This is a genomic window from Oceanobacillus jeddahensis (assembly GCF_000750635.1).
In the GTDB taxonomy this organism is placed as follows: domain Bacteria; phylum Bacillota; class Bacilli; order Bacillales; family Amphibacillaceae; genus Oceanobacillus; species Oceanobacillus jeddahense.
This window is the reverse complement of sequence record NZ_CCDM010000003.1, coordinates 652779-675565: the sequence shown is the minus strand read 5'-3', so window position 1 is coordinate 675565 and position 22787 is coordinate 652779. Positions and strand designations below refer to the sequence as shown.

Genomic DNA, 22787 nt, shown 5'->3' with positions numbered 1-22787 from the left:
ACAGAAAGTATTCTTGGCGGAACATTTTACCATGCAGCATGAAAAATATGTCCTACCTGATCAGACATCTATTTGGTAAGTTGTTTTCCACGTATAGAACACCTTACTAGCTGAAGAGCGTGCCCCTAGGCAGGCTAAGGTCGCAACGTCCTGGGGTTGGGACTGCGATTACTCGCCCCATCAAAAACCGTTGTACGTCGAAAGCAAAACGATACGCCGCAGCGGTGCTTTACACTTCACCTTCTTTTTATCGAAGGAACGATCAACCCTTGTTTCTATGGAAATGAAGTCTCTTTTTAATGTGTGAAAGTTGAGTACTTAATTCTTAGAGATCATTATGAATAAATCAATAAAAAACTCCTGTTTTATTATCAGAAAAATAAGAAAAGACTCCCCCTTGGACCCGCCTTCTCCGTTTTGATAAAAAATGTCGAATTCTCCCAAGGAATCAGTTCCGATTCCTTGTAACCGCACTAAAAATCATGTATATTAATTAATGTAAAGTAAATAGGATCATTATAACAAAATTGAACCGTTTTCATAACGGATTAGTAATGCAATGGGGGTATCAGTCGTGCCAGGAAATGAAGAGTCTGCAGAAAAGTTTTGGGGACAGTTTCACGGACAAAATGCGGGGTATATAGAACAACAGTATGAATTGTACAAAGAAGATCCAGAACAAGTTGAATCTTCTATTAAATCATTGTTTGATACACATGGAGCACCTGCTTGGTTAAAGGGAGAAACAGCTTTTGTCTCTTCAAGTGAACAAGCACCTTCTAATGTAAATGTATCAGAAAATTTTGATGTGACTAAATTAACCTCAGCAATCAAATTTGTTGAGGCTATTCGACGTTACGGTCATACGGATGCGGATATTTATTCCGTTGGCGGGTATAAAAGTGCCCCGTCTAAAATGCTGGATTTAAAGCATTATGGGTTAACAGAAGATGATTTAAAAAAAATCCGGGCATCTTGGATCTGGGAACGTCAAAAAGAAGGCGTTGAAACAGGTTTAGATGTTATTAACCTGTTGAAAAAATACTATACAGGCACCATTACGTTTGAATACGATCATGTAAATAATGATGAAGAACGTACTTGGCTGTTTGATTTGATTGAAGAAGGTAATGCAAGGTTTGATCCGGATCAAGAGGGCAGGAAGGATATTCTAAAGCGTTTATACGAAGTAGAAGGTTTTGAAAAATTTCTTCATAAAACATTCGTCGGTCAAAAGCGTTTTTCTATCGAAGGCTTAGAATCAATGGTTCCAATGATCGACTACCTTGTGAAATATGCAAATGAAGATAACATTGAACATGTGATGATGGGAATGGCGCATCGCGGACGTTTAGCTGTATTGGCAAATGTATTGAAAAAGCCGTATGATAAGATTTTTTCCGAGTTTAATTATACAAGAGATAAGGAATTGATGCCGTCAGAAGGTTCAAAAGCAATTAACTATGGCTGGACTGGAGACGTAAAATACCATTTCGGTGCAGAAAAAGAAGTGATCCACGGCAGTAAAGTGAACACAAAAATAACATTAGCGCACAATCCGTCACATCTTGAATTTGTCAACCCTGTTGTGGAAGGGTTTGCCCGGGCAGCACAAGATGAACGTGATGTAAGCGGTTATCCTGCGAGAGATACGAATAAAGCAATGCCGTTAATTATTCATGGAGATGCAGCTTTTATTGGAGAAGGAGTTGTTGCCGAAACACTTAATTTAAGTGGTTTGCCGGGGTATACAACTGGCGGGACAGTACATCTTATCGCCAATAACCAGCTCGGCTATACAACAGACCGCGTGGATGGACGCTCTACGCGCTATGCAAGTGATTTGGCAAAAGGTTTTGAAATTCCAATTGTCCGTGTCAGCGCAGACGATCCGATTTCTTGTATTTCTGCGGTGAAAATTGCTTGTGAATATCGTAAAAAATTTCATAAAGATATTTTGATTGATTTAGTAGGTTATCGCCGTTATGGCCATAATGAAATGGATGAGCCAAGAACGACACAACCGCAATTATACAGTGAAATCGATAATCATCCATCCGTATCTACGCTATTTGCACGTGCAATGGAGGAAAGAAATCTATTGGAATCCGGTGAATTTGACGAGATTAAAAATGAGGTAGATACAAAACTTTCTGATATTTATAAAGGCATGACAGAAAGTGAAATTGGCGACCCTCAGCCAAAATCAATGCCGGAAGTGTTATCTAATAGATTAGATCAATTTGAAACAGCAGTAGATTTAGAGACTTTAAAGCAAATTAATAAAGAGTTGCTGGAACGCCCGGAAGGTTTTAAAGGCTTTAAGAAAACTGAAAGAATCTTAAAACGCAGAGAAGATGCATTAGAAGAAGGTAATAAAGCAGATTGGGGAACAGGGGAAGCGTTAGCCTTTGCCTCTATATTAAAAGACGGCACACCGATCCGTTTAACAGGACAGGATACAGAGCGGGGAACTTTTGCTCATCGCCATGTTGTTCTGCATGATGTAGAGACAGGTGAAAAATATAGTCCGATGCATGGATTATCTGATGTGAAAGCTTCCTTTGATGTTCGTAACAGCCCATTATCAGAAACTGGTGTTTTAGGCTTTGAGTATGGCTATAGTGTTTACTCGCCAAGCACGCTCGTTATCTGGGAAGCACAGTTTGGCGATTTTGCCAATGCCGGTCAGGTGATTATTGATCAATTTATTGCTTCAGCAAGAGCAAAATGGGATGAAAAATCAAATATGGTATTACTGCTGCCACATGGATATGAAGGACAGGGGCCAGAACATTCAAGTGCACGTTTAGAACGTTACCTGCAAATGGCTGCAGAGAATAACTGGATTATCGCAAATGTCACTTCTTCTGCACAGTTATTCCATCTGCTTCGACGTCAGGCAGCAATGCGTTCTCGTCCAGAGGCACGACCATTGATTTTGATGACACCGAAAAGCAGTCTTATCAGGGATCCTAAGATGGCTTCCAGTGCCGAAGAGTTTTCAAGTGGCGGTTTTAAAACGCTACGTGAACAACCTTATTTTGATACAGATCCTAAAAAAACAACCCGTCTTTTATTAGGTAGCGGAAAAATTATGATCGATATTGAAGGCGAAATGGAAGAAGCGGAACAAAGCTGTGATTGGATTCGGGCTTTACGAGTAGAGCAAATCTATCCTTTCCCGCAAAAAGCAATTCAAGAAGAAATCAAAAAACTTCCTAACTTAAAAGAAATAGTTTGGGTACAAGAAGAACCGAAAAATATGGGTTCATGGGATTTTGTAGATGACTACTTAAGAGAGCTTCTTGAAGAGGATCAAGAATTACACGTTATCAGCAGACCGAAGCGTGCAGCACCAGCTGGAGGCATACCTACTGTGCATAAAACAGCGCATCAATATATTATTGACCAAGCATTGAACGGATTTGAAGGAGGAAAATAAAGTGCAAGAAATTAAAATACCTGAACTAGCGGAATCTATCACAGAGGGAACAATAGCAGAATGGCTTGTAAAAGAAGGCGATAAAGTAGAAAAAGGCGATGCCATTGTAGAGTTGGAGACGGATAAAGTTAATGTGGAAGTCAACTCAGAATTTGCTGGTGTTATCGCTGAAATTACAAGTGGCGAAGGTGAGGATGTTTCTGTCGGGGACGTAATCGGTAAGTTAGATGAGAACGGGGAAGCTGGAGCATCTTCTGATAAAGAAGAAAGTGAACAAGAGAAATCGGAAGCAAAAGAAGAGGAAGCGCCTAAACAAGCACCAAAAGAAGAATCTAAAGAAGAAACTTCTCAAGAAAGTAAACAAGAATCTGCATCTGAACAAAATAATGGAGATGTGATCGCTTCTCCTGCAGCAAGAAAACGCGCCCGCGAATTAGGGATCGACTTAAGCGAAGTACAGACACGGGACCCTCTGGGAAGAGTTCGTCCAGACGATGTGGAAGCTCATAATAAGGCTCCAAAGAAAGAGTCTGCACCATCAAAACCGGAGAAAAAAGAAGAACCTAAATCAGAGAAAACAGAGTTTGATAAACCGGTAGAACGTATTAAAATGACACGCCGCCGTCAAACAATTGCTAAAAATCTTGTAGAAGTACAACATAATACAGCAATGTTAACAACATTTAACGAAGTTGATATGACAGCAGTTATGGAGCTTCGTAAGCAGCGAAAGGATAAATTCTTAGAAAAAAATGGTGTGAAGCTAGGATTTATGTCATTCTTTGCAAAGGCTGTTGTTGGCGCATTAAAAGAGTTCCCGCTTCTTAATGCAGAAATTCAAGGAAATGAATTAGTCATTAAGAAATTCTATGATATTGGTATTGCCGTTTCAACAGATGACGGTCTTGTTGTTCCAGTTGTTCGCGACGCAGATCATAAAGATTTTGCAGGAATCGAACAAGATATCCTTGACTTAGGTAAAAAAGCACGTGATAATAAATTGTCCTTAAACGATTTGCAAGGTGGTTCCTTTACAATTACGAATGGTGGTACTTTTGGGTCCATGATGTCTACACCAATTTTAAATGCGCCACAGGTTGGCATTTTAGGAATGCATAATATTATAAAGCGTCCAATCGCTATGCCGGATGATTCCATTGAAGTACGTCCGATGATGTATATTGCATTATCCTATGATCACCGAATTGTTGATGGAAAAGAAGCAGTTCAATTCCTGGTTCGAATTAAAGAAATGCTTGAAGATCCATATGATTTATTACTAGAAGGTTAAAAGGAAAAAAGTCTTGATACGAACTGTTCGTATCAAGACTTTTTTACGTCTAGGATATTATAAAATAATACCGGTAAATGAGTAATCGTAGCACCTATCCTTAATCTCAACTAATATATTTTCCAAAAGCTTATATGCTTGAGTTTAGGACACTTTTAAGAATAGATAAGCATTTAATCCTCCTTTAGTAAATTCTAAGTTTATTTTCCACTATAAATATAAAATTCAGGCGAATATTTTTTAGCGTAGCCATGTCCAGCTTCGAATATCCAGCAATTCAACTCATGCAGGTTCTTAGCTTAGGACATTATAAAGAAAATGAATGATTGCAAATACAGACAGGTGCAGAAAAAGTCGAAAGTACATTTTTTAGTATCATTAGGAAATGTTATATATATCCCCCTCTAATATGGCATAAATAGAGTATTTTTCCTAATTATTACTATTTATTTCAAATTTTTTTAATTATTAATTCTCTTTTCCAAGCATTGAAATTATTTTCAATTACTAATATGATAGTAATTGAATTGGAGTTCTTCAGTAAATTAGCTTATTTTTTAAGAATTTTAATGTATTTTTTTGCGCGACAGGAAAGTATAAAGGACAAGACGTCCTAGTATCGACGTTAGTCAAACTACGTGACTGACCTTAGTCGATGAAAGAAAAAACGATGAATTTAAAGGAACTTCGACTACATTCCCCACGTCCTTGTGTGAGTATAGTCCAATCTTTACTGAGTTTGTCTAATGTATATTTAGCATTTAAACTCAAAGTTTTCCTGTGAACTTTTTATATGATAAAGCGTTTACAGATATATTGTGGAGGAGGCGGTATTATGGATATTTTGTTAGGTATTTTGGCAATTATCATTACACTAGGCTTAGCATTTTTAATGTCAAATGATAAGAAAAGAATTAACTTCTATGCCATCGGTATTATGTTGGTTATACAATTACTTATTACATGGTTTATGTTTTCAACAACTATTGGTGAAAATATTATTAAATGGATTTCTAACCTTTTCAATAAGTTAATTGAATTTGGACAAGAAGGTATTGGATTTGTGTTAGGTGGATTTGTGTTGGAAGAGGACGGTGTGTTCTTCTTCAATGTACTTCTCTTAATTATCTTTTTTGCAACAATTCTCTCCGTTCTTACTTATTTAAAAGTTCTTCCAATTATTATTAAATATATTGGGGCTGTTATATCCAAAATAACTGGATTACCTCGAATTGAATCATTTAATGGCGTTAATAGTGTTTTTTTTGGTCAATCTGAAGCATTAATTGCAATACGTTCGCAGTTTCATCATTTAAATGAAAACCGTTTATTTATTGTCTGTGCTTCGGCGATGAGTTCGGTGTCTGCTTCTATTGTTGGGGCGTATATTCAAATGTTGCCGCCAGAATATGTTTTGGTAGCTTTACCTTTGAATATGCTCAGTTGTTTGATGATCGCTTCCATCATTGCTCCTGTAAAGGTACCAAAAGAAGAAGACAAAGTAGATATTTCGGATGTCACCCAGGATAAAAGCATTTTTGAAGCAATGGGAAATGGTGCTTTGGAAGGCGGAAAAATAGCATTAATTGTTGCTGCAATGTTAATTGCTTTTATCGCGTCATTAGAGTTGGTGAACTGGATTATTCAAGCTGTATTTGCCGGAACTACCCTGCAGGAAATTCTTGGTTACATTATTTCCCCTCTTGGCGTATTAATGGGAATTTCGTCTAGTGAAGTTGTCCAAGCCGGATCAATTATGGGTACAAAAATAGTAACGAATGAATTTGTAGCAATGCTTGAATTACAACCATTATTAAATCAACTATCCGAAAAAACAGTAGGTATCGTAACGGTATTTTTAACAAGCTTTGCCAACTTCTCTTCTATCGGAATTATTGCTGGTACAGTGAAGGGAATCGATAATGCGAAGGCCGTTTTAGTTTCTAAATTTGGAATGAAGCTTTTGGCCGGGTCGATATTAGTATCTATTCTATCGGCAACAATAGTTGGGCTATTCTTATAAAACAATATTAAAGCACCGTGGACGATCCACGGTGCTTTTTCTTATCTAAGCTTATCTGTTCTTGATTTGATAATCTTGCTTTACCTTACGTTGAATGTATAGTAAACGGAAAAGCAGAGCAATGGCACCTGCACTTAAACCGACAATAATCCCAATCCAGTAGCCAAAGGCATCAAAGCTTGTATAGTTTGCAAATAAAAAACCAACCGGGAGACCGATAAGCCAGTAAGAAATCAACGCGAGAAGAAGGGTAATATTCACATCTTTATAACCTCTTAAAGCCCCTTGGATAGGAGCGCCAATTGCATCTGCAAGCTGATAAAATATCGCAAACAGAATAAATTGTTTAGTTAATGCAATGACTTCTGAATTATTATGATATAACCCTGCAACTGCGTCATCAAATACAAATAAAATAACGCCGGTAAATACGGCAATGATAATCCCGCCTGTCATTCCCAGATACGTGTACGTGCGTGCATCTTGAAAACGTTTAGCTCCAATTTCAAATCCGACAGCGATGGTGAGGGCCATCCCGACACTTAAAGGAAGCATATATAATAGTCCGGCAAAGTTCATAGCTGCTTGATGAGCGGCAATGGTATTAGTATCATAAACACTCATCATGATAGTAACTGCAGAAAAAATACTTGTTTCAAAAAACATTGCAAGTCCAATTGGCAAACCAATTTTTAATTGGCTGATCCAGTAAGCAATCTGCGGTTTAGAACGAACCCGAAAGACTTGATAAGCCTTAAATGGAGCAACGTTATGTATCATATACAAAGAAATGATACTGACTATCCAATAGGTAATACTGGTCGCGATTCCTGCACCAATCCCGCCAAATGCGGGTACTCCCAGCTTGCCAAAAATAAAAATATAGTTTAGAAGTGCATTTATTGGTAAAGAAATTAAAATAATAATCATGGAAGCTCTTGTCTGTCCCAGTCCATCCATAAAGCTTCGAACGGTATGGAAAATAAATAACGGTATAATGCCCGTCGCAAGAAATATTAAATAATATTTTGCTACATGATGTACAGCCGGTTCCAGGCTCATCAACTGTAAAATTGGTTCTAAAACAAAAAATCCAGTAATGAGAATCACACAGGACAAACCAATGGATAAGTAGATTCCCTGCTGAATTACTTGTGGAATATCTGTTTTCTCCTTAGCTCCGATAAGCTGGGCAATGATAGGAGTGATGGCAAGCACAATCCCGTTTACAGCCGTCAAAATTGGTATCCAAAGACTGGAACCAATTGCAACTCCAGCTAAATCAATTGCGCTAGCTTGTCCGGACATAACTGTATCAAAAAAATTCATCAGATTCATACTGACCTGTGTCACAAGAATTGGCAGCATGATAATAATAAAAAGCTTCATTTTTTGTCTTCGATTGCTTGTTTCATACATATTTGATCTTCCTGACATTTCGTAATTCGTTTTTTCGTTAAATTAATAGGTGCATTGGTAATTATACGCTGATATAATGATTTGGGAAAGGATGAATTAGTCCATGGAAAAAAGAAATAAAAAACGCATTTTATTCACTGGCGGAGGAACTGCCGGTCATGTCATTGTTAATTTAGCACTTATACCATATTATCAGGAACAGGGTTATAAAGTAGATTACATCGGATCGTATGAAGGAATTGAACGAAACTTGATTGAAAAATTAGATGACGTGACCTATTATCCAATATCAACCGGAAAGCTGCGACGCTACATGTCCAAAGAAAATTTTAAAGATCCATTTAAAGTATTAAAAGGGACGATGCAGGCTTTTCGTATTTTCGGAAAAGGAAAAAAGCCATCGGTTGTTTTTTCGAAAGGCGGTTTTGTATCTGTGCCGGTTGTTGCAGCTGCGAAATTAAGAGGGATTCCATCTGTTATTCATGAGTCTGATTTTACACCAGGGTTGGCAAATAAACTTTCTATCCCATTTACGAAAAAAGTACTGGCGACATTTCCTGAAACAATGAAATATTTGCCGGAGAAGAAGGCGGCTTATGTTGGAGCAGTTATTCGGGATGAATTATTTACAGGAAGTAAAAAGGCAGGATTAGAATTTGCACAGCTCCCGGGAGAAAAGCCTGTTCTCTTAATTATGGGCGGCAGTGGCGGATCTGAAAAAATTAATGACACGATCCGTGAAGCATTAGATGTATTATTAGACAACTTTGAAATCATTCATATTTGTGGAAGCGGGAAAGTAGATACTTCTCTTCGTGTGCCGGGATACGCACAATTTGAATATGTGCATGGAGAATTAAAAGATATTTTCGCAGCAACAGATTTTGTTGTATCACGAGCCGGCTCCAACGCTATTTTTGAATTTTTAGCATTACAAAAGCCGATGCTGTTAATTCCGCTATCTCGTGGAGCGAGTCGCGGAGACCAGATTATTAATGCAAATTCGTTTAAAGAAAAGAATTATGCGAAGGTCCTTGAAGAAGAAACATTAACAGCTGAAAAACTTGTTCAGCAAGCAACGGAATTAAAGAAAGCAGCTCCCGTCATGCTGGACGAAATGAAGAAATATAAAAGTGAAGCGTCCAGAAATAAAGTCATTGAAATTATTGAATCCGTTCAAAAAAAATAATCCGAGCGATATGTTTAAAAGGAAGAAAGGACTTGCGCATTTCAATCAAGATGCACAAGTCCTTTCTTTTATTTAGTCTTCTCTGGTAACGACATCTAATTTTCCTGTTTCCGGATCAATGACAAGACCATGGACTTTCACTTCTTTAGGAAGCAGCGGGTGATTGCGAATAATCCCTACACTTTGTGAGACAGAGTCTTCAATTTTTTCGAATCCATGAAATTCTTTATGAAGGTTAATACCAGAATGCTCCAGGGTATGTAAAGTTTCTTCCGGTATACCGCGGTCCAGCATGGATTGCTTTAATGCTTCTGTATCAACATTAGACATTCCGCAGCCATGATGTCCAATAACAACAACTTCTTCTGCTTTTAAACTATAAATAGCCACTAATAAGCTTTTCATAATACTGTCAAAAGGTTTGCGGATAATAGCTCCGGCATTTTTAACCATTTTCACGTCGCCATTACGGATATTCAGTGCTCTAGGAAGTAATTCCACTAAACGTGTGTCCATACAAGTGAAAATAACCATACGTTTATTTGGAAACTTGTCCGTTGTATAGGCTTCATAGCCTTTATTATCTACAAATTTTCCGTTGAAATCTAAAAGTTGATCTAAATTCATATGCTTCATCTCCCTTAAATAAAAATAATATCATGAATTATTAAATATGAAAATAAATAGGAAGTCGAAAATGTTTAAATTACAATAAATAATTTTCTGGGTTGTACAAGGTGAAAAGATTTACACTACTAGTCTTCTTGCCGGTCAACACGGGGCAGCTCGTAACAATATTGTCTAAGCAGGCAGTGGTGTTATTTAATCCCTTAAGCTGAAACAATTTTATTAAATTCACAACTTTCTCACCGAAGAATAAGCATATATATCTTGCTATTTCAGGATTATCGTGTTCTTCATAATTGTGCCTGCTTTTGATTAAATTAGCTTTTTTTGAACGAATGATAGTGTACAGCTCCTGCTCCGAGCAACCACTCCGCTTTCCATGGGGACGGCTTCAGCTAACTTGAAAAGAAAACCGCTTTTCAAGTGGATCTTCAGCTCGCCCTGTTCCCATAGGAGTCTACGTGGTTGGCCTCCGCTTAGTTAGGATTCTACAGCGAAGGAAAGAGATAACATACTGTTGGGTTGGACGAAATAGTTTCTCTATCGTTTGATGACACGATCATTCCGTTATTTCAAATGGATGGTTAAGCAGTTCGAATCAAAACAACATGAATAGTTAACATCAAGAATAACTTTCATGCACAGAAAAGAATGATTGCTGAATATCTTTACCACGTACCACGAAAATCTCTTCTGTCTGAACCACCTTTTATTTGTTCAGCTATTTCATATATAGAACACCTAATTAGCGGAGGTGGACCGTTTTGACTCCTGAGGGATCAGCACCATCTGAAGATCTACTTTTGCCAAGCGCTCTTCTTGGCAAAAGTTAGCTGAAGAGCGTGCCCCTAGGCAGACTAAGAACGCAACGTCCTGGGGTTGCGATTACTCACCCCATCGAAAAGAGTTGTTGCAACGTCTGCACTAGTACGTCCTGGGACTGCGGTTACTCGCCCCATCAAAAACCGTTGTACGTCGGAAAGCAAAACGGTCCGCCGCAGCGGTGCTTTACACTTCACCTTCTATTCTTTGCCAAAGTAGTTACTTTGTAATTTTTATCACGCAAAAATTGAGCTAAAATTAAAAAAACAATTGACTTGATATTTGGAAGAATATATAATGATAAGGCATTCAATTTTCAAATAAATGAAAAAAGGAGGGAAACACAAAATGATGAATTTACAGTATCTAACCAATCAAATGAATCAATTCAATCAAACAAAACAGAATATGATTTTGTGGCCTCCAATAAACAGGTGTGCTCTCTCTTAGGTTTTTTTTAGGGGAGAAGTGTAATAAATGGCCGCAGTTTTTTCCATGTGGCTGGCTAATAAGAGGTTAAGTAGGAGTGTTATAAGCATATGCCGATAAATGGCGTATGCTTTTTTTAGTGCTTTAAAAACAGAAAATGGAATGTAAACGAATTTAATGGAAAAAGTTTAAGATGTAGGATACTACATAGAAAATAGGTGAAAGGATGTTTTCGGTTTTTAAAAAATTAAGCTGGTTTTTTGCGCATTACTGGAAGCGGTATACCTTTGCGATCATAGCGTTAATAATTGCAAGTGCGATTGGATTAATACCGCCCAAATTAGTTGGCTATGTCATTGACCATATCCAATTTGAGACGTTAACTGTACAAATTTTGACAGCTGTTATCTCAGGCTATATTGGCATAATTATTGTACATTATATTATTTCATATTTATGGGATTATACGCTTTTTGGTGGAGCAGTTATTTTAGAACGATGGATGCGGAGTAAGCTGATGCAGCATTTTCTATCGATGTCGCCGACGTTTTTTGGGAAATATCGTACAGGAGATTTGATGGCAAGGTCCACCAATGATTTAAAAGCAATTAGCCTGACAGCAGGTTTCGGTGTACTGACTTTGGTTGACTCCAGTATTTTTATGCTGATGATTATTGCAGTAATGGGGTTAACGATCAGCTGGCCACTAACCATAGCTGCATTACTCCCATTACCAATTATGGCTATCCTTATGAATTTTTACGGCAGTGCCATTCATCGGCGCTTTACGAAAGCGCAAGATGCTTTTGGAGAGATGAATAACAGTGTTTTAGAATCTATTCGTGGTGTTCGCGCAGTCCGTGCTTTTGTGCAGGAAGAGAATGAAAAAGAACGATTTGAGAATATGACAAAAGAGGTGTATGACAAAAATATAGAAGTTGCCCAAATTGATGCCTTATTTGAACCGACCATGAAAATTCTAGTTGGACTGTCTTATACAATTGGAATTGGTTACGGGGCGATGCTTGTATTTGAAAATAGATTGACTTTAGGAGACTTAGTTACTTTTAACGTCTATTTAGGAATGTTAATTTGGCCAATGTTTGCAGTAGGTGAGTTAATAAATATCCTGCAGCGCGGGAATGCATCCTTAGATCGGGTAAACAAGACATTATCTTATACACCGGACGTCAGGGATGTTATGGAGCCAAAGCAGGTTGAACAAGTTAAAGGTATGAAGTTAAAGGATGTATCGTTTCAATATCCGAATTCTGCAGAAAAAGCTTTAAAAGGAATTACCTTTCAAGTGCGTGTTGGAGAAACGATTGGTGTGGTTGGAAAGACAGGTGCCGGGAAAACAACATTATTTAAATTACTACTGAGGCAGTATCCGGATGTACAAGGGGAAATATTAATCTCTGGAGAGGAAATAGAAAGGCTGCCATTAAAGCAGGTTCGTGAGTGGATAGGATATGTTCCCCAGGATCAAATGATGTTTTCGAAAACAATTCGGGAAAATATTCAGTTTGGTAAAGAAGATGCAACAGATAAAGAAATTTTCAGGGCACTGGAGCTTGCATATTTCTCCAATGATATTTTGCAGCTGCCTGAAGGATTAGACACACAGGTTGGAGAAAGCGGTATTACGTTATCCGGAGGACAAAAGCAACGTGTAGCCTTAGCCCGTGCTTTTATTAAGGACCCGGAAGTCTTAGTTCTGGATGATTCCTTGTCTGCAGTGGATGGTAAAACAGAAGCAGCTATTATCGCTCACCTAAAAGAAGAACGTAAAAATAAAACAACATTTATAGCTGCACACCGCTTGTCTGCTGTAACACATGCAGATCATATCATTGTCTTGGAAAATGGCGAGATTGCGGAAGAAGGTACTCATGACCAATTGATGGCAGAAAAAGGATGGTACTACAAACAATACGTTCAGCAGCAAATGGAAGAATAGGGAGGTGTAAAGATGAAGAGTACAGAAAAGCGATTATTTCAATATGCTTTAAAATATAAAAAAGGAATTATTATTGGTCTCATCTGTTTAATCATAGCTGTTGCTTTAGAGTTGGCCGGTCCTTTAATTGCTAAACGGGTGATAGACGATCATATTCTCGGGGTTGAAGGTTATTGGGAGGCTGTAGAAACAGCAGATGATACAACTGCCCCTTACCACGAACAACTTTTAAAGCGGGCGGATCGTATTGAAAACAATGATAATCTTACCGGAAATACGTATACTTTATTACAAATCGGTATTTCCTATTATATATTTGAAGAAGAATTACCATTGACCGGTCAACGGGAGATAAATAATGGTGAACTTACGATCGAACTAAATGATGAAGTTGTTCAGGCTCAGGGAGAGCGATTAACTGTTCAACAAGCATATCCATTTTTTGAACCGGAGAAAACACCAATTATTGGTTTATTGATATTATATATGGTTTTATTAGTTATAGCAGGTGTTTTTCAGTTTTATCAGACATTTTTATTGCAAAAGTCTGCCAACCAGGTTGTAAAGCAGATGCGGACCGATTTATTTGCGCACACAGAACGGCTGCCGATTAATTATTATATTGATCAGCCGGCAGGCACTATCGTCGCGAGAATCACCAATGATACAGAAGCGATTCGTGATTTATACGAGCGTGTCTTATCGATTGTCGTGACCAGTCTCATTTATATGGCTGGAATCTTTGTTGCTTTGTTTATTTTAGATCCGCAGCTTGCAGCACTCTGTTTACTAGTTATTCCATTATTATATGGCTGGATGAGGCTTTATAAATATTTTGGCGGTAAATACAACCGGGTAATTCGAAAAACAATCAGTCAAATTAACGGGAATATCAATGAGGCTATTCAAGGTATGCCAATAATTCAAGCTTTCAATAAAGAAAAAGCAATAACAAAGGATTTTGAAGTATTAAATAACCGGAATTATACGTTTCAGAAGAAATTAATCCGTTTAAGTGCGTTAACATCCTATAACTTAGTTACGGTGTTTCGAAATGTGACATTTGTTGCTTTTATCTGGTATTTTGGAACCTCCTCTTTTGATATGACGAGTGTGATTTCGATCGGTGTCCTTTATGCCTTTGTCGATTATATTAACCGGCTGTTTGAGCCGGTAACAGATATAGTGAATCAACTTCCGTTAATTGAACAGGCAAGAGTCGCAGGCAGCAGAGTATTTGAGTTGTTAGATCAGCCGGCTGAAGAGACGGATAATCGAGAAATTGATAAATACAAAGGAACCATTTCCTTCGACCATGTCTCTTTTGCTTATCAAAATGATGAGTATGTCTTAAAAGATATTTCTTTTCAGGTGAAGGCGGGGCAAACCACTGCGTTTGTAGGACACACCGGTTCCGGGAAAAGTTCGATTATGAATTTACTGTTCCGCTTTTATGACCCGCAGAAGGGGAGCATTACCATCGATGGCATGGATACGTTATCCTTATCGAGGCAGCAGGTGCGCAGTCATATGGGAATTGTACTTCAAGACCCGTTTCTATTCTCCGGAACGATTCTTAGCAATGTGACAATGCATGATGAAAAAATAACGCGGGACACAGCGATTGCTGCATTAAAAGCGGTTGGTGCAGATCGTTTTATTGAAAAACTGCCAAACGGTTATGATGAAAAAGTAACAGAAAACGGATCAACCTATTCCTTAGGGGAAAGACAATTAATTTCATTTGCAAGAGCACTTGCTTTCGATCCATCTATTCTTATCTTAGATGAAGCGACAGCAAATATTGATACGGAAACAGAGCTGCTGATCCAACATGCGTTAGAGGTGCTAAAACAAGGCAGAACCACACTTGTCATAGCCCATCGGTTATCGACCATTCAGCAGGCAGATCAAATTATTGTTCTGGATAATGGAAAGATTATTGAGCAGGGAAATCATGATACATTGATTACAGAGCGCGGCTCATATTATCAAATGTATCAAATGCAGCAGGGTTCGTTGAAAGTCAGTGTCTAAGCAGAATCAAGAAGTAAAAGCCCATATCCTTTTGAATTTAGGAGGATATGGGTTTTGCGCTTTCGGAAATTATACGGAGAGGAATAAGCAAATATAAGTCTGTTCTAAAATAGAAAAGAAAGGCTGTTTCAATGGATATTTGTTAAAATAAAAGGAAGGCAATGGTTTAGTGAAAAATAAAATTATCTTATAAAAATACAAAAGTATGAGAAAATGATCCATTTATAAAAAGACAAGCGAACGTTTAAATCTTTCTGAGAAATGAAAGGGGGCTGGAGATTGAAAGAGCAAGATGACCAACAGGAAACAAAAAATCATGTAGACGAGGATTTAATAGAAAATATAGATGATGAGGAAATGCATGAACTGGTTATGAAGGCAAGGGCTGATGCGTTAGAGAGGGCCTGCGCGGAAGAACAAAAACCGAAAAAGAAGCGGCGGATTTCAAAGATTATTCCGATTCTGATAGCTGTTGCTATGACGTTTTATGTCCTTTCCTTATTTCCGAGAGTGATTTCGGTTCCTGCTGTTGATTTTCTGCAAGCATCCAGCCGTCTGTCTCAAGATGAACAAGTGGCAGCCTACAAAGAAGCTGTCGTAGTAATTGAAACAAATGATGGTAGAGGAACAGGATTTGCTATTTCTGACGACGGTACCATTTTAACAAATCATCATGTCATTGAAGATGATCAGACAGTAACTGTTGCTTTTCCGGAAGAAGGGTTATTTCAAGGGGAAGTCGTTGAAGAAATGCCAGAGATAGATTTAGCAGTTGTAGAAGTAGAAGGAGAGGGACTGCCGCATCTTACTTTGGATGACACAGCTGAGGCAGAATATGGAGACTATATCCGTTTTATAGGCAATCCATTATTCTTTAACGGGATTGCCAATGAGGGTACAATATTAGGTCCACTGCAGCTTTCTGGTTGGGAAGAGGAAGTGATGATGATCAGAGCCCCCGTATATCGCGGGAATAGCGGCAGCCCTGTTATCAATCAGGAAGGCAATGTGATTGGAGTAATCTTTGCAACATTGAATCACGATGACCATGGCCGGATTGGCCTTTTTGTTCCCATAAATTATTTTACACATTAAAAATAAACATGGTAAAGAATGCGCATTTTTCTAAACACTTTTCCGGACAGGAAAGCTCTCCCTTTAGAAGGGGCAAATGTTAAAAATGGATAACAAATAGAACAGAGCAGTTTAATATCTGATGAAAAGGGTATTTAATAATAAATCCTTTTACGGAGGTGCTTTTATGTTTTTAGGCTCAACATTAACAAATTTAAATATTCATGCAACAGACGGAGAAATAGGGAAATTAAAAGATTTATATTTCAACGATAATTGGGAACTACAATTTATTATTGTGGATACAAGAAAGTGGCTTCCAGGGAAGAAAGCCCTTTTGCCTTTTTATGTGCAGGAAGAAATTAACTTAGAAGAAGAATATATTAAAGTTGACAGGGATAAAGAAACGATACGCCAAAGTCCTAAGGCGCCGGAAGACAATGAACTGATTTCTTCTTACCAGGGAGCTGTATTAGATTATTTTGGCTGGAACAGTTATAAGGAAAATGCTGTTTTAGATTCTGATCACGGCCCCGTAACGACAGGGGACGGGAAACTGCAAAATACCAACGTGCCCCCGGAACCGGATTTAGCTGCACCGGATATTACATCTGATAATTTAAGAAGCATGGAAGAATTCATGTCTTTTAAAGTACATGCAAAAGACGGGAAAATTGGCATCGTCGATAATATCATTTTAACGGAGGATGGGAAAATACAATACCTTGTAGTAAATAGTAATGAAAGCTACGTGGAAAATAGCTTATATTTATACCGGACTGATCAAGTTACATCGGTAGATTGGTTTGAGGAAGATTTGTATTTAGATGATTCCGTACAAGGACTGGAGCAGGTCACTCCGTTTAAAAATAATGATGAAGTGTTTCACCATTTAAATCATTCATAAGCTGATTTCATAAAGAAATGCATTTCACCCTTGTCCATCAATGATAAAGGTGGAATGTATTTTTTACACGATAGGAAAGTATAAGAAAAACGATGTATTTAAAGGAACTTCAACTAAGTTCCCCACGTCCTTGTGGGAACGTTGAAGTCAGCACATCCATGTGCAAGTTAAAGACGAGTGAATACATAGTTTTTCTAACGTTCTTTATCACTTCATTCAACGTTTTCTTTACAAACTTCAGCATATTTCGGGTTTGTTTTACAAAAATATCGATTTTCGTCATATTAATTTAAATGAAATGTTATTCATTTGTGATAGTAACCACTCTGGATATAGGGTAGTATTATGTGTACAGGCTAAAATGATCTGTATATAAATAACCAATAAAATAGATTTTTATTGCTATGAAATGAATTAATTTACGTTAACTAATATAACGAATAAGAACGAAAAAATGGAGATTATTTGATATGAAAATAGAAAATAAAACAAATTATTTTATAAATATAGATTTTAAACCCGAAAAAATAAAAATGACTTCGAATTATATAATGTTAGGGGGAGTTAGCAAATGATGATGACCAAGCAATTAGCAGATACCCCTATTGAAGAAAAAATTGAAGCAATTCAGGAAGGTAACATCGTGTTACAAAACGAACTCCTTCAGACCTATAAGCCGTTTATTGCTAAGTGTGTTTCAGAGGTTTGTAAACGATATATTGACCCTAAAAAGGACGACGAATTTAGTGTTGGATTAATGGCTTTTAATGATGCTATTTTTTCTTATGAACCGGATAAAGGCAGTTCATTCCTATCTTTTGCAAAACTTGTAGTGAAAAGAAAAGTAATTGATTATATCCGTTATCATCAAAAGCGCCCAAATCTCTTATCTTTAGATGAAATACATGAAGAAGAGCAGATGGAAAACCCGCTTGTTATTGCTGCAGCAAAAGAAAAACATCAAATAGAAGCAGAGAATACCAAGAGAAGAGAAGAAATTAATTTATTCAAAGAAAAATTAAAGGCATATCGGCTTACATTGGAAGAGCTGACAAAGGTTTCTCCTAAACATAAAGATGCCAGAGAATCCGCCGTGCAGGTAGCTTATATTTTATATCAGGATAGTCAGTTAAGTGAGTATGTCCATCGTAAAAAGAAGCTGCCAATCAAAAAATTATTAATGAAAGTAGAAGTAAGTAAAAAAACATTGGAACGAAATCGCAAATTTATTATAGCTATTTTTATTGTGCTGAGCAGTGAATATGCTTATCTTAAGGACTACCTTAAGGATTACCTCAAGGATGTGAAAGAATGAAAAAAGGAATTGTGATGGAATTCCATCGCAAGTATGCCATCTTGCTTACAAAAGATGGCAGTTTTGAAAAGGGAATTATTATAACAGAGCATGCAGAACTTGGAGAAGAAGTGATTTATCAGCCTCTATCTGGAAATACCAGACGGAGGAAATATTGGGACAAGACTCCTATAGCTATAAGGTTATCAGCAATTCTTTTTATTTTGACTCTCATAATTTTCTGTTTCCCTCTGCTCCAAGGGACGGATAACGCAACGACACACGCTTATGTTGCCATTGATATTAACCCTAGTATCGAATTAGAATTGAATGATGACTTAGTCGTTACAGATATCAATGCGATCAATGAATCTGCGGATCAACTAATAGAAGAAGTAAACAATATTCATGATCAATCGATCAGTTCTGTTGTAACAAATATTGTTAATGAAAGTGAAGATCAAGGTTTGGCAGATCGTAAAACAATGATTGTAGGAATAAGTTGTGAAAACCAAAATGGTGCCCCCAGAGAGCTTATTGCAGAAATTGATCCTTACATAGCATCTCTTCCTGATTGGGAGGTTGCAACTATAGTTATTCCAGGTGAGATTCGCGAACTTGCGCAAAATAAAAACAAATCAATGAATGAAGTGATGGCTAGAGAATTGGCAAATCGTAATGTTGATATAGAACAAGTGCAATTTAATATGACAGACTCAGATGATCGTGCTATTATTGATTTTTTTTATGATGAAGAAGAGTCTGATTCAGATACCGGCCGTTCTATAGAACAAGAAAAAATACCAATGAAGCTGGAAGATAATGTATTAATGGATGATGTTGCCGAGGATGAAGAGGATCAACAAGATGAGTCAATTTAGAAAGTTCCATGTAACTAGGTCTTGTTCCGACGAGTAGTAACTTGAAGTAGAAGCTCAGGTACAAAATAAGGCTGCAAAAAGCAGATGTAAGTCAGTCCAGCCTTGACAGACAGCTGCTTTCTACAGCGCGGTAAAATTATTCAAGTTCATACATCCATGGACTGCTAAACTGAAGAGCATGCTCTAAATAATAAAGCAGTGTGTTATGCGATTGATCGACAAACTTTTGATTGGAGGAATGGTGATAAGCATAAAGAAAGTGCTCAATTTTTTTAGCGAGTAAATCATCATTTGTCCGCGACATTAATATGAATAAATTGTCCCACTGTCCCCATATCGTGTAGTATAAAGCTTTGTCATAGTCAGGTGTCAACGTTTTCACTCCTTTATATAAGAAGGAATTCTGTATGGAATAAAAGGCAAATGACATTTTGTAGCGCAATGAGAAGATCCTCATGTATATCTTCTCCATTGTTCCATAAATATCTCTACTACTTTCATGGTCTGACTTCCATAAATTAACGTTTTCTTTATGCATAAATCCTTACCTGCCTATCCATAATAAAGGCAAATAGGTAAGGAGGAATGAAAATGAAAATACGTTTATTTACGGTTTTAACCGTTCTTATGATGGTCTTAGTTGCTTGTCAAAATACGAATAATGATGATACGGGTTCCAATAACCCGGATGGAAATGTGGAACCGACACGTTATCAAGGGCAAAATATTAATGACAACGCAAGAGATGAGAATCGTGGCCAAATGTTAGAAAGAGATGCCGACCGTAATAATGCAGATTACAGTGTATCTAAAGAAGCAGCAGAAAGAATTACGGATGAAATGGGTAACATTGATCATGCTTATGTCTTAACAACAGACAATAATGCATATGTTGGAGCTAACTTAGATATAGATAATAATGATAATGCAAGAAATGAAGATGGAATGGAAATTACAGATGATGTAAAAAATGAAATTGCAGATATTGTTCGTTCTGTTGATTCATCCATCGATAATGTTTATGTCACATCTAATCCAGACTTTTTAGACTTGGCGGACAGATATGTAAATGATATGGATAACGGCCGCCCGGTTGAAGGTTTCTTTGACCAAATTGGCAGCATGATTGACCGTGTTTTCCCGGATGGCAGATAAGACACGGTAATATGACGAATCTCCTCTTTCTACAATTTAATTTGATAAAAATCCAATTTCTTTTCATCAAAGAATTGGATTTTTATTTTTTCGTGAAAAATGTGGGATGGCATAGTCATTTCACTCTATGTCTTGTGAAGGTTCACTTCTTTTCTTACAAGGTTTTTTCATGTATGATTAAAAAAGAAACTATACCTCACAAAGTTTAAAAAGAAAGGAAGTTTTACAAGATGTCTCAAAAATTGAATGTGGAAAGTTTTAATTTAGATCATACAAAAGTAAAAGCTCCTTATGTACGTCTCGTAGGTGTAACAGAAGGCGCGAACGGAGATAAAGTGCATAAATATGATATTCGTTTTAAACAACCCAATAAAGCGCATATGGAAATGGACGGACTGCATTCTTTGGAACATTTAATGGCAGAAAATATTCGTAATCATTCAGATGCCGTATTAGATATTGGGCCAATGGGATGCCAAACTGGATTTTATCTTTCTTTAATTAATCATGACAATTATGATGAAGTACTGGAAATGACGGAAAAGACATTAAAAGATGTATTAGAAGCAACAGAGGTTCCGGCATGTAATGAAGTTCAATGTGGATGGGCAGCGAATCACAGCTTAGAAGGAGCCAAGGAAATAGCTGAAGAAATGTTGAAACATAAAGATGGCTGGCATGAAGTATTTTAATCAGTCAATAAGAGCAGTTGTATAACTAAGTCATTGGAGGTTGCGGTTTTCCGCGCCTCCAGATCAATGGTATACAGCTTCCAATTATTGCATATTCGGAAAGACTAATGGAACTCATTTAATGAACTGGAGATCCTGTATAGCCCAAGTTGAAGGAGGAATAGAATAATGAGTGAAAAAGCAATTGCTTATTTAAAAGAAAATCAAGAAGCGTTATTGCAAAAATTATATAATTTTTTAGCAATTCCAAGTGTCAGTACGGATCCGGCGCATAAGGATGACATTCATCGTGCTGCCGATTTTTTAACTGACTATTTAAATGAATTAAAATTTGAAAATGTAGAAAAAGTGGAGACAAAAGGTCATCCGCTTGTTTATGCGGAATACACGGAAGCCGGTCCGGAAGCTCCGACTGTTTTGTTTTATGGCCATTATGACGTACAGCCGGTAGACCCGATTGATCAGTGGGATAGTGAGCCGTTTCAGGCAGAAGTGCGTAATGGAAGAATCTACGCCCGCGGATCAAGTGATGATAAAGGACAAGTATTTATGCATCTTGCCGTTTTTGAAGCTTTCCTGCAAACAGAAGGAAAATTGCCGATGAATGTAAAGGTTTGTATTGAAGGAGAAGAAGAAATTGGCAGTGAGAACCTTTATGAGCTGTTACAAGAGAAGAAAAAACAATTTCAAGCAGATTTTGCAGTTATTTCTGATTCGGGGATGGCTGAGAAAAATCAACCAACCATTTTATATGGTTTAAAAGGATTTACGGGAATTGAAATTACGCTGACGGGACCAGACCATGATCTTCATTCCGGCATGTATGGCGGTGCAGTCCGCAATCCTTTAATGGCGATGAGCCACTTGCTTGCCTCCATGAAGGATGAAAATGAAGTTATTACAGTAGATGGTTTTTATGATGGCGCAGAGGATATAACCTCCGCCGAGAAAGAGCTTATGGAAAAAGCACCGGGAGAAGATTTTGTAAAAGCAACCAATATTCCGGAAACGGTATCTGAAAAAGGGTATACTGCGAAAGAGCATACCATGGGCAGACCGACTCTGGAAGTAAATGGACTGTTTGGCGGATATCAGGGGGAAGGTACAAAAACAATTATTCCTTCCACCGCAACTGCAAAAATTACTTGCCGGCTTGTTCCTGGACAGGACCCGCAGGATGTTCAGGAAAAATTAGTGAACCATGTTGAGAAATTTGCTCCATCAGGGGTACATGTGCATGTTGAAAAAGAAAAACTTTCTGCAAAAGCTTATAAAGTAGAGCCGGACCATCCATTAATTAAAAAAGCCGCTAAAAGCTATACAAAAGCGTTTGGAAAAGAAACAGTTTTCTTAAGAATGGGAGGCTCCATTCCTGTAGTTGAATGGTTGGAAGCAACGTATCAATATCCAATTGTGCTCTTAGGTTTTGGTACACCGGAAGACCGTTTACATTCACCAAATGAAAGCTTTCCAGTAGACAGTTTTGAAAAAGGAATGGAAACATTAGCTTATTACTGGACTGAATTATAAAGGAAAGCTTTG

The 22787-nt window shown here is 37.5% G+C and carries 16 protein-coding genes; 13 read left to right on the top strand and 3 right to left on the bottom strand.

The annotated features are described in order from the left end of the window. Positions 1–574: 574 nt before the first annotated feature. The 3 genes from BN986_RS16480 to BN986_RS16470 all read left to right on the top strand — a co-directional run bounded on the left by BN986_RS16480 (position 575) and on the right by BN986_RS16470 (position 6759). Positions 575–3445: a 2-oxoglutarate dehydrogenase E1 component gene (locus BN986_RS16480; protein WP_148417147.1), complete on the top strand. Its 2871-nt coding sequence runs from the start codon at positions 575–577 to the stop codon at positions 3443–3445. A gap of 1 nt (position 3446) precedes the next feature. Next, positions 3447–4736, top strand: coding sequence for a 2-oxoglutarate dehydrogenase complex dihydrolipoyllysine-residue succinyltransferase (gene odhB, locus BN986_RS16475; protein ID WP_040982045.1), 1290 nt, complete (start codon positions 3447–3449; stop codon positions 4734–4736). A gap of 835 nt (positions 4737–5571) precedes the next feature. Continuing rightward, complete coding sequence (locus BN986_RS16470) at positions 5572–6759, top strand: NupC/NupG family nucleoside CNT transporter (RefSeq protein WP_040982044.1); 1188 nt, start codon at positions 5572–5574, stop codon at positions 6757–6759. Between the two features lie 51 nt (positions 6760–6810). On the opposite strand, the gene BN986_RS16465 is transcribed toward BN986_RS16470, so the two are convergent. Then, complete coding sequence (locus BN986_RS16465) at positions 6811–8178, bottom strand: MATE family efflux transporter (RefSeq protein WP_040982043.1); 1368 nt, start codon at positions 8176–8178, stop codon at positions 6811–6813. Positions 8179–8281: 103 nt separating this feature from the next. Between BN986_RS16465 and BN986_RS16460 the strand changes: the two genes are divergently transcribed. After that, positions 8282–9367, top strand: a complete 1086-nt coding sequence (locus BN986_RS16460; protein WP_040982042.1) for an undecaprenyldiphospho-muramoylpentapeptide beta-N-acetylglucosaminyltransferase — start codon at positions 8282–8284, stop codon at positions 9365–9367. Between the two features lie 72 nt (positions 9368–9439). Here BN986_RS16460 and BN986_RS16455 read toward each other — a convergent pair whose 3' ends face one another. Continuing rightward, positions 9440–9994 carry a beta-class carbonic anhydrase gene (locus tag BN986_RS16455; RefSeq protein ID WP_040982041.1) on the bottom strand — a complete coding sequence of 185 codons (555 nt, stop codon included), beginning with the start codon at positions 9992–9994 and terminating at the stop codon, positions 9440–9442. A 1477-nt stretch (positions 9995–11471) separates the two neighbouring features. Here BN986_RS16455 and BN986_RS16450 point away from each other — a divergent pair. The 6 genes from BN986_RS16450 to BN986_RS16425 all read left to right on the top strand — a co-directional run bounded on the left by BN986_RS16450 (position 11472) and on the right by BN986_RS16425 (position 19398). Then, complete coding sequence (locus BN986_RS16450; protein ID WP_040982039.1) at positions 11472–13205, top strand: ABC transporter ATP-binding protein; 1734 nt, start codon at positions 11472–11474, stop codon at positions 13203–13205. 12 nt (positions 13206–13217) lie between these two features. Next, the gene (locus BN986_RS16445; RefSeq protein ID WP_040982037.1) at positions 13218–15242 is read left to right on the top strand and encodes an ABC transporter ATP-binding protein; all 2025 of its coding nucleotides are present in this window, start codon (positions 13218–13220) and stop codon (positions 15240–15242) included. 279 nt (positions 15243–15521) lie between these two features. Continuing rightward, positions 15522–16337: a S1C family serine protease gene (locus BN986_RS16440; RefSeq protein WP_040982035.1), complete on the top strand. Its 816-nt coding sequence runs from the start codon at positions 15522–15524 to the stop codon at positions 16335–16337. A 166-nt stretch (positions 16338–16503) separates the two neighbouring features. After that, positions 16504–17223, top strand: a complete 720-nt coding sequence (locus tag BN986_RS16435) for a PRC-barrel domain-containing protein (protein ID WP_040982033.1) — start codon at positions 16504–16506, stop codon at positions 17221–17223. Between the two features lie 571 nt (positions 17224–17794). Then, on the top strand, positions 17795–18538 hold the full coding sequence (gene sigI / locus BN986_RS16430) for an RNA polymerase sigma factor SigI (protein WP_081922231.1): 744 nt from the start codon (positions 17795–17797) through the stop codon (positions 18536–18538). Next, positions 18535–19398: an anti-sigma-I factor RsgI family protein gene (locus tag BN986_RS16425; protein WP_040982031.1), complete on the top strand. Its 864-nt coding sequence runs from the start codon at positions 18535–18537 to the stop codon at positions 19396–19398. Before sigI ends, BN986_RS16425 begins: the two co-directional genes overlap by 4 nt. A gap of 136 nt (positions 19399–19534) precedes the next feature. On the opposite strand, the gene BN986_RS16420 is transcribed toward BN986_RS16425, so the two are convergent. Beyond that, on the bottom strand, positions 19535–19771 hold the full coding sequence (locus BN986_RS16420; RefSeq protein WP_040982242.1) for a YhdB family protein: 237 nt from the start codon (positions 19769–19771) through the stop codon (positions 19535–19537). 218 nt (positions 19772–19989) lie between these two features. Here BN986_RS16420 and BN986_RS16415 point away from each other — a divergent pair, with 218 nt between their 5' ends. From BN986_RS16415 to BN986_RS16405, 3 genes are all read left to right on the top strand, one after another. Then, a complete protein-coding gene (locus BN986_RS16415; RefSeq protein WP_040982029.1) occupies positions 19990–20553 on the top strand; it encodes a YhcN/YlaJ family sporulation lipoprotein in 564 nt (187 codons plus the stop codon). 230 nt (positions 20554–20783) lie between these two features. Next, a complete protein-coding gene (locus BN986_RS16410; protein WP_040982027.1) occupies positions 20784–21245 on the top strand; it encodes an S-ribosylhomocysteine lyase in 462 nt (153 codons plus the stop codon). Between the two features lie 168 nt (positions 21246–21413). Continuing rightward, positions 21414–22775, top strand: a complete 1362-nt coding sequence (locus BN986_RS16405; RefSeq protein ID WP_040982025.1) for a dipeptidase — start codon at positions 21414–21416, stop codon at positions 22773–22775. The last annotated feature ends 12 nt before the right edge of the window (positions 22776–22787 follow it).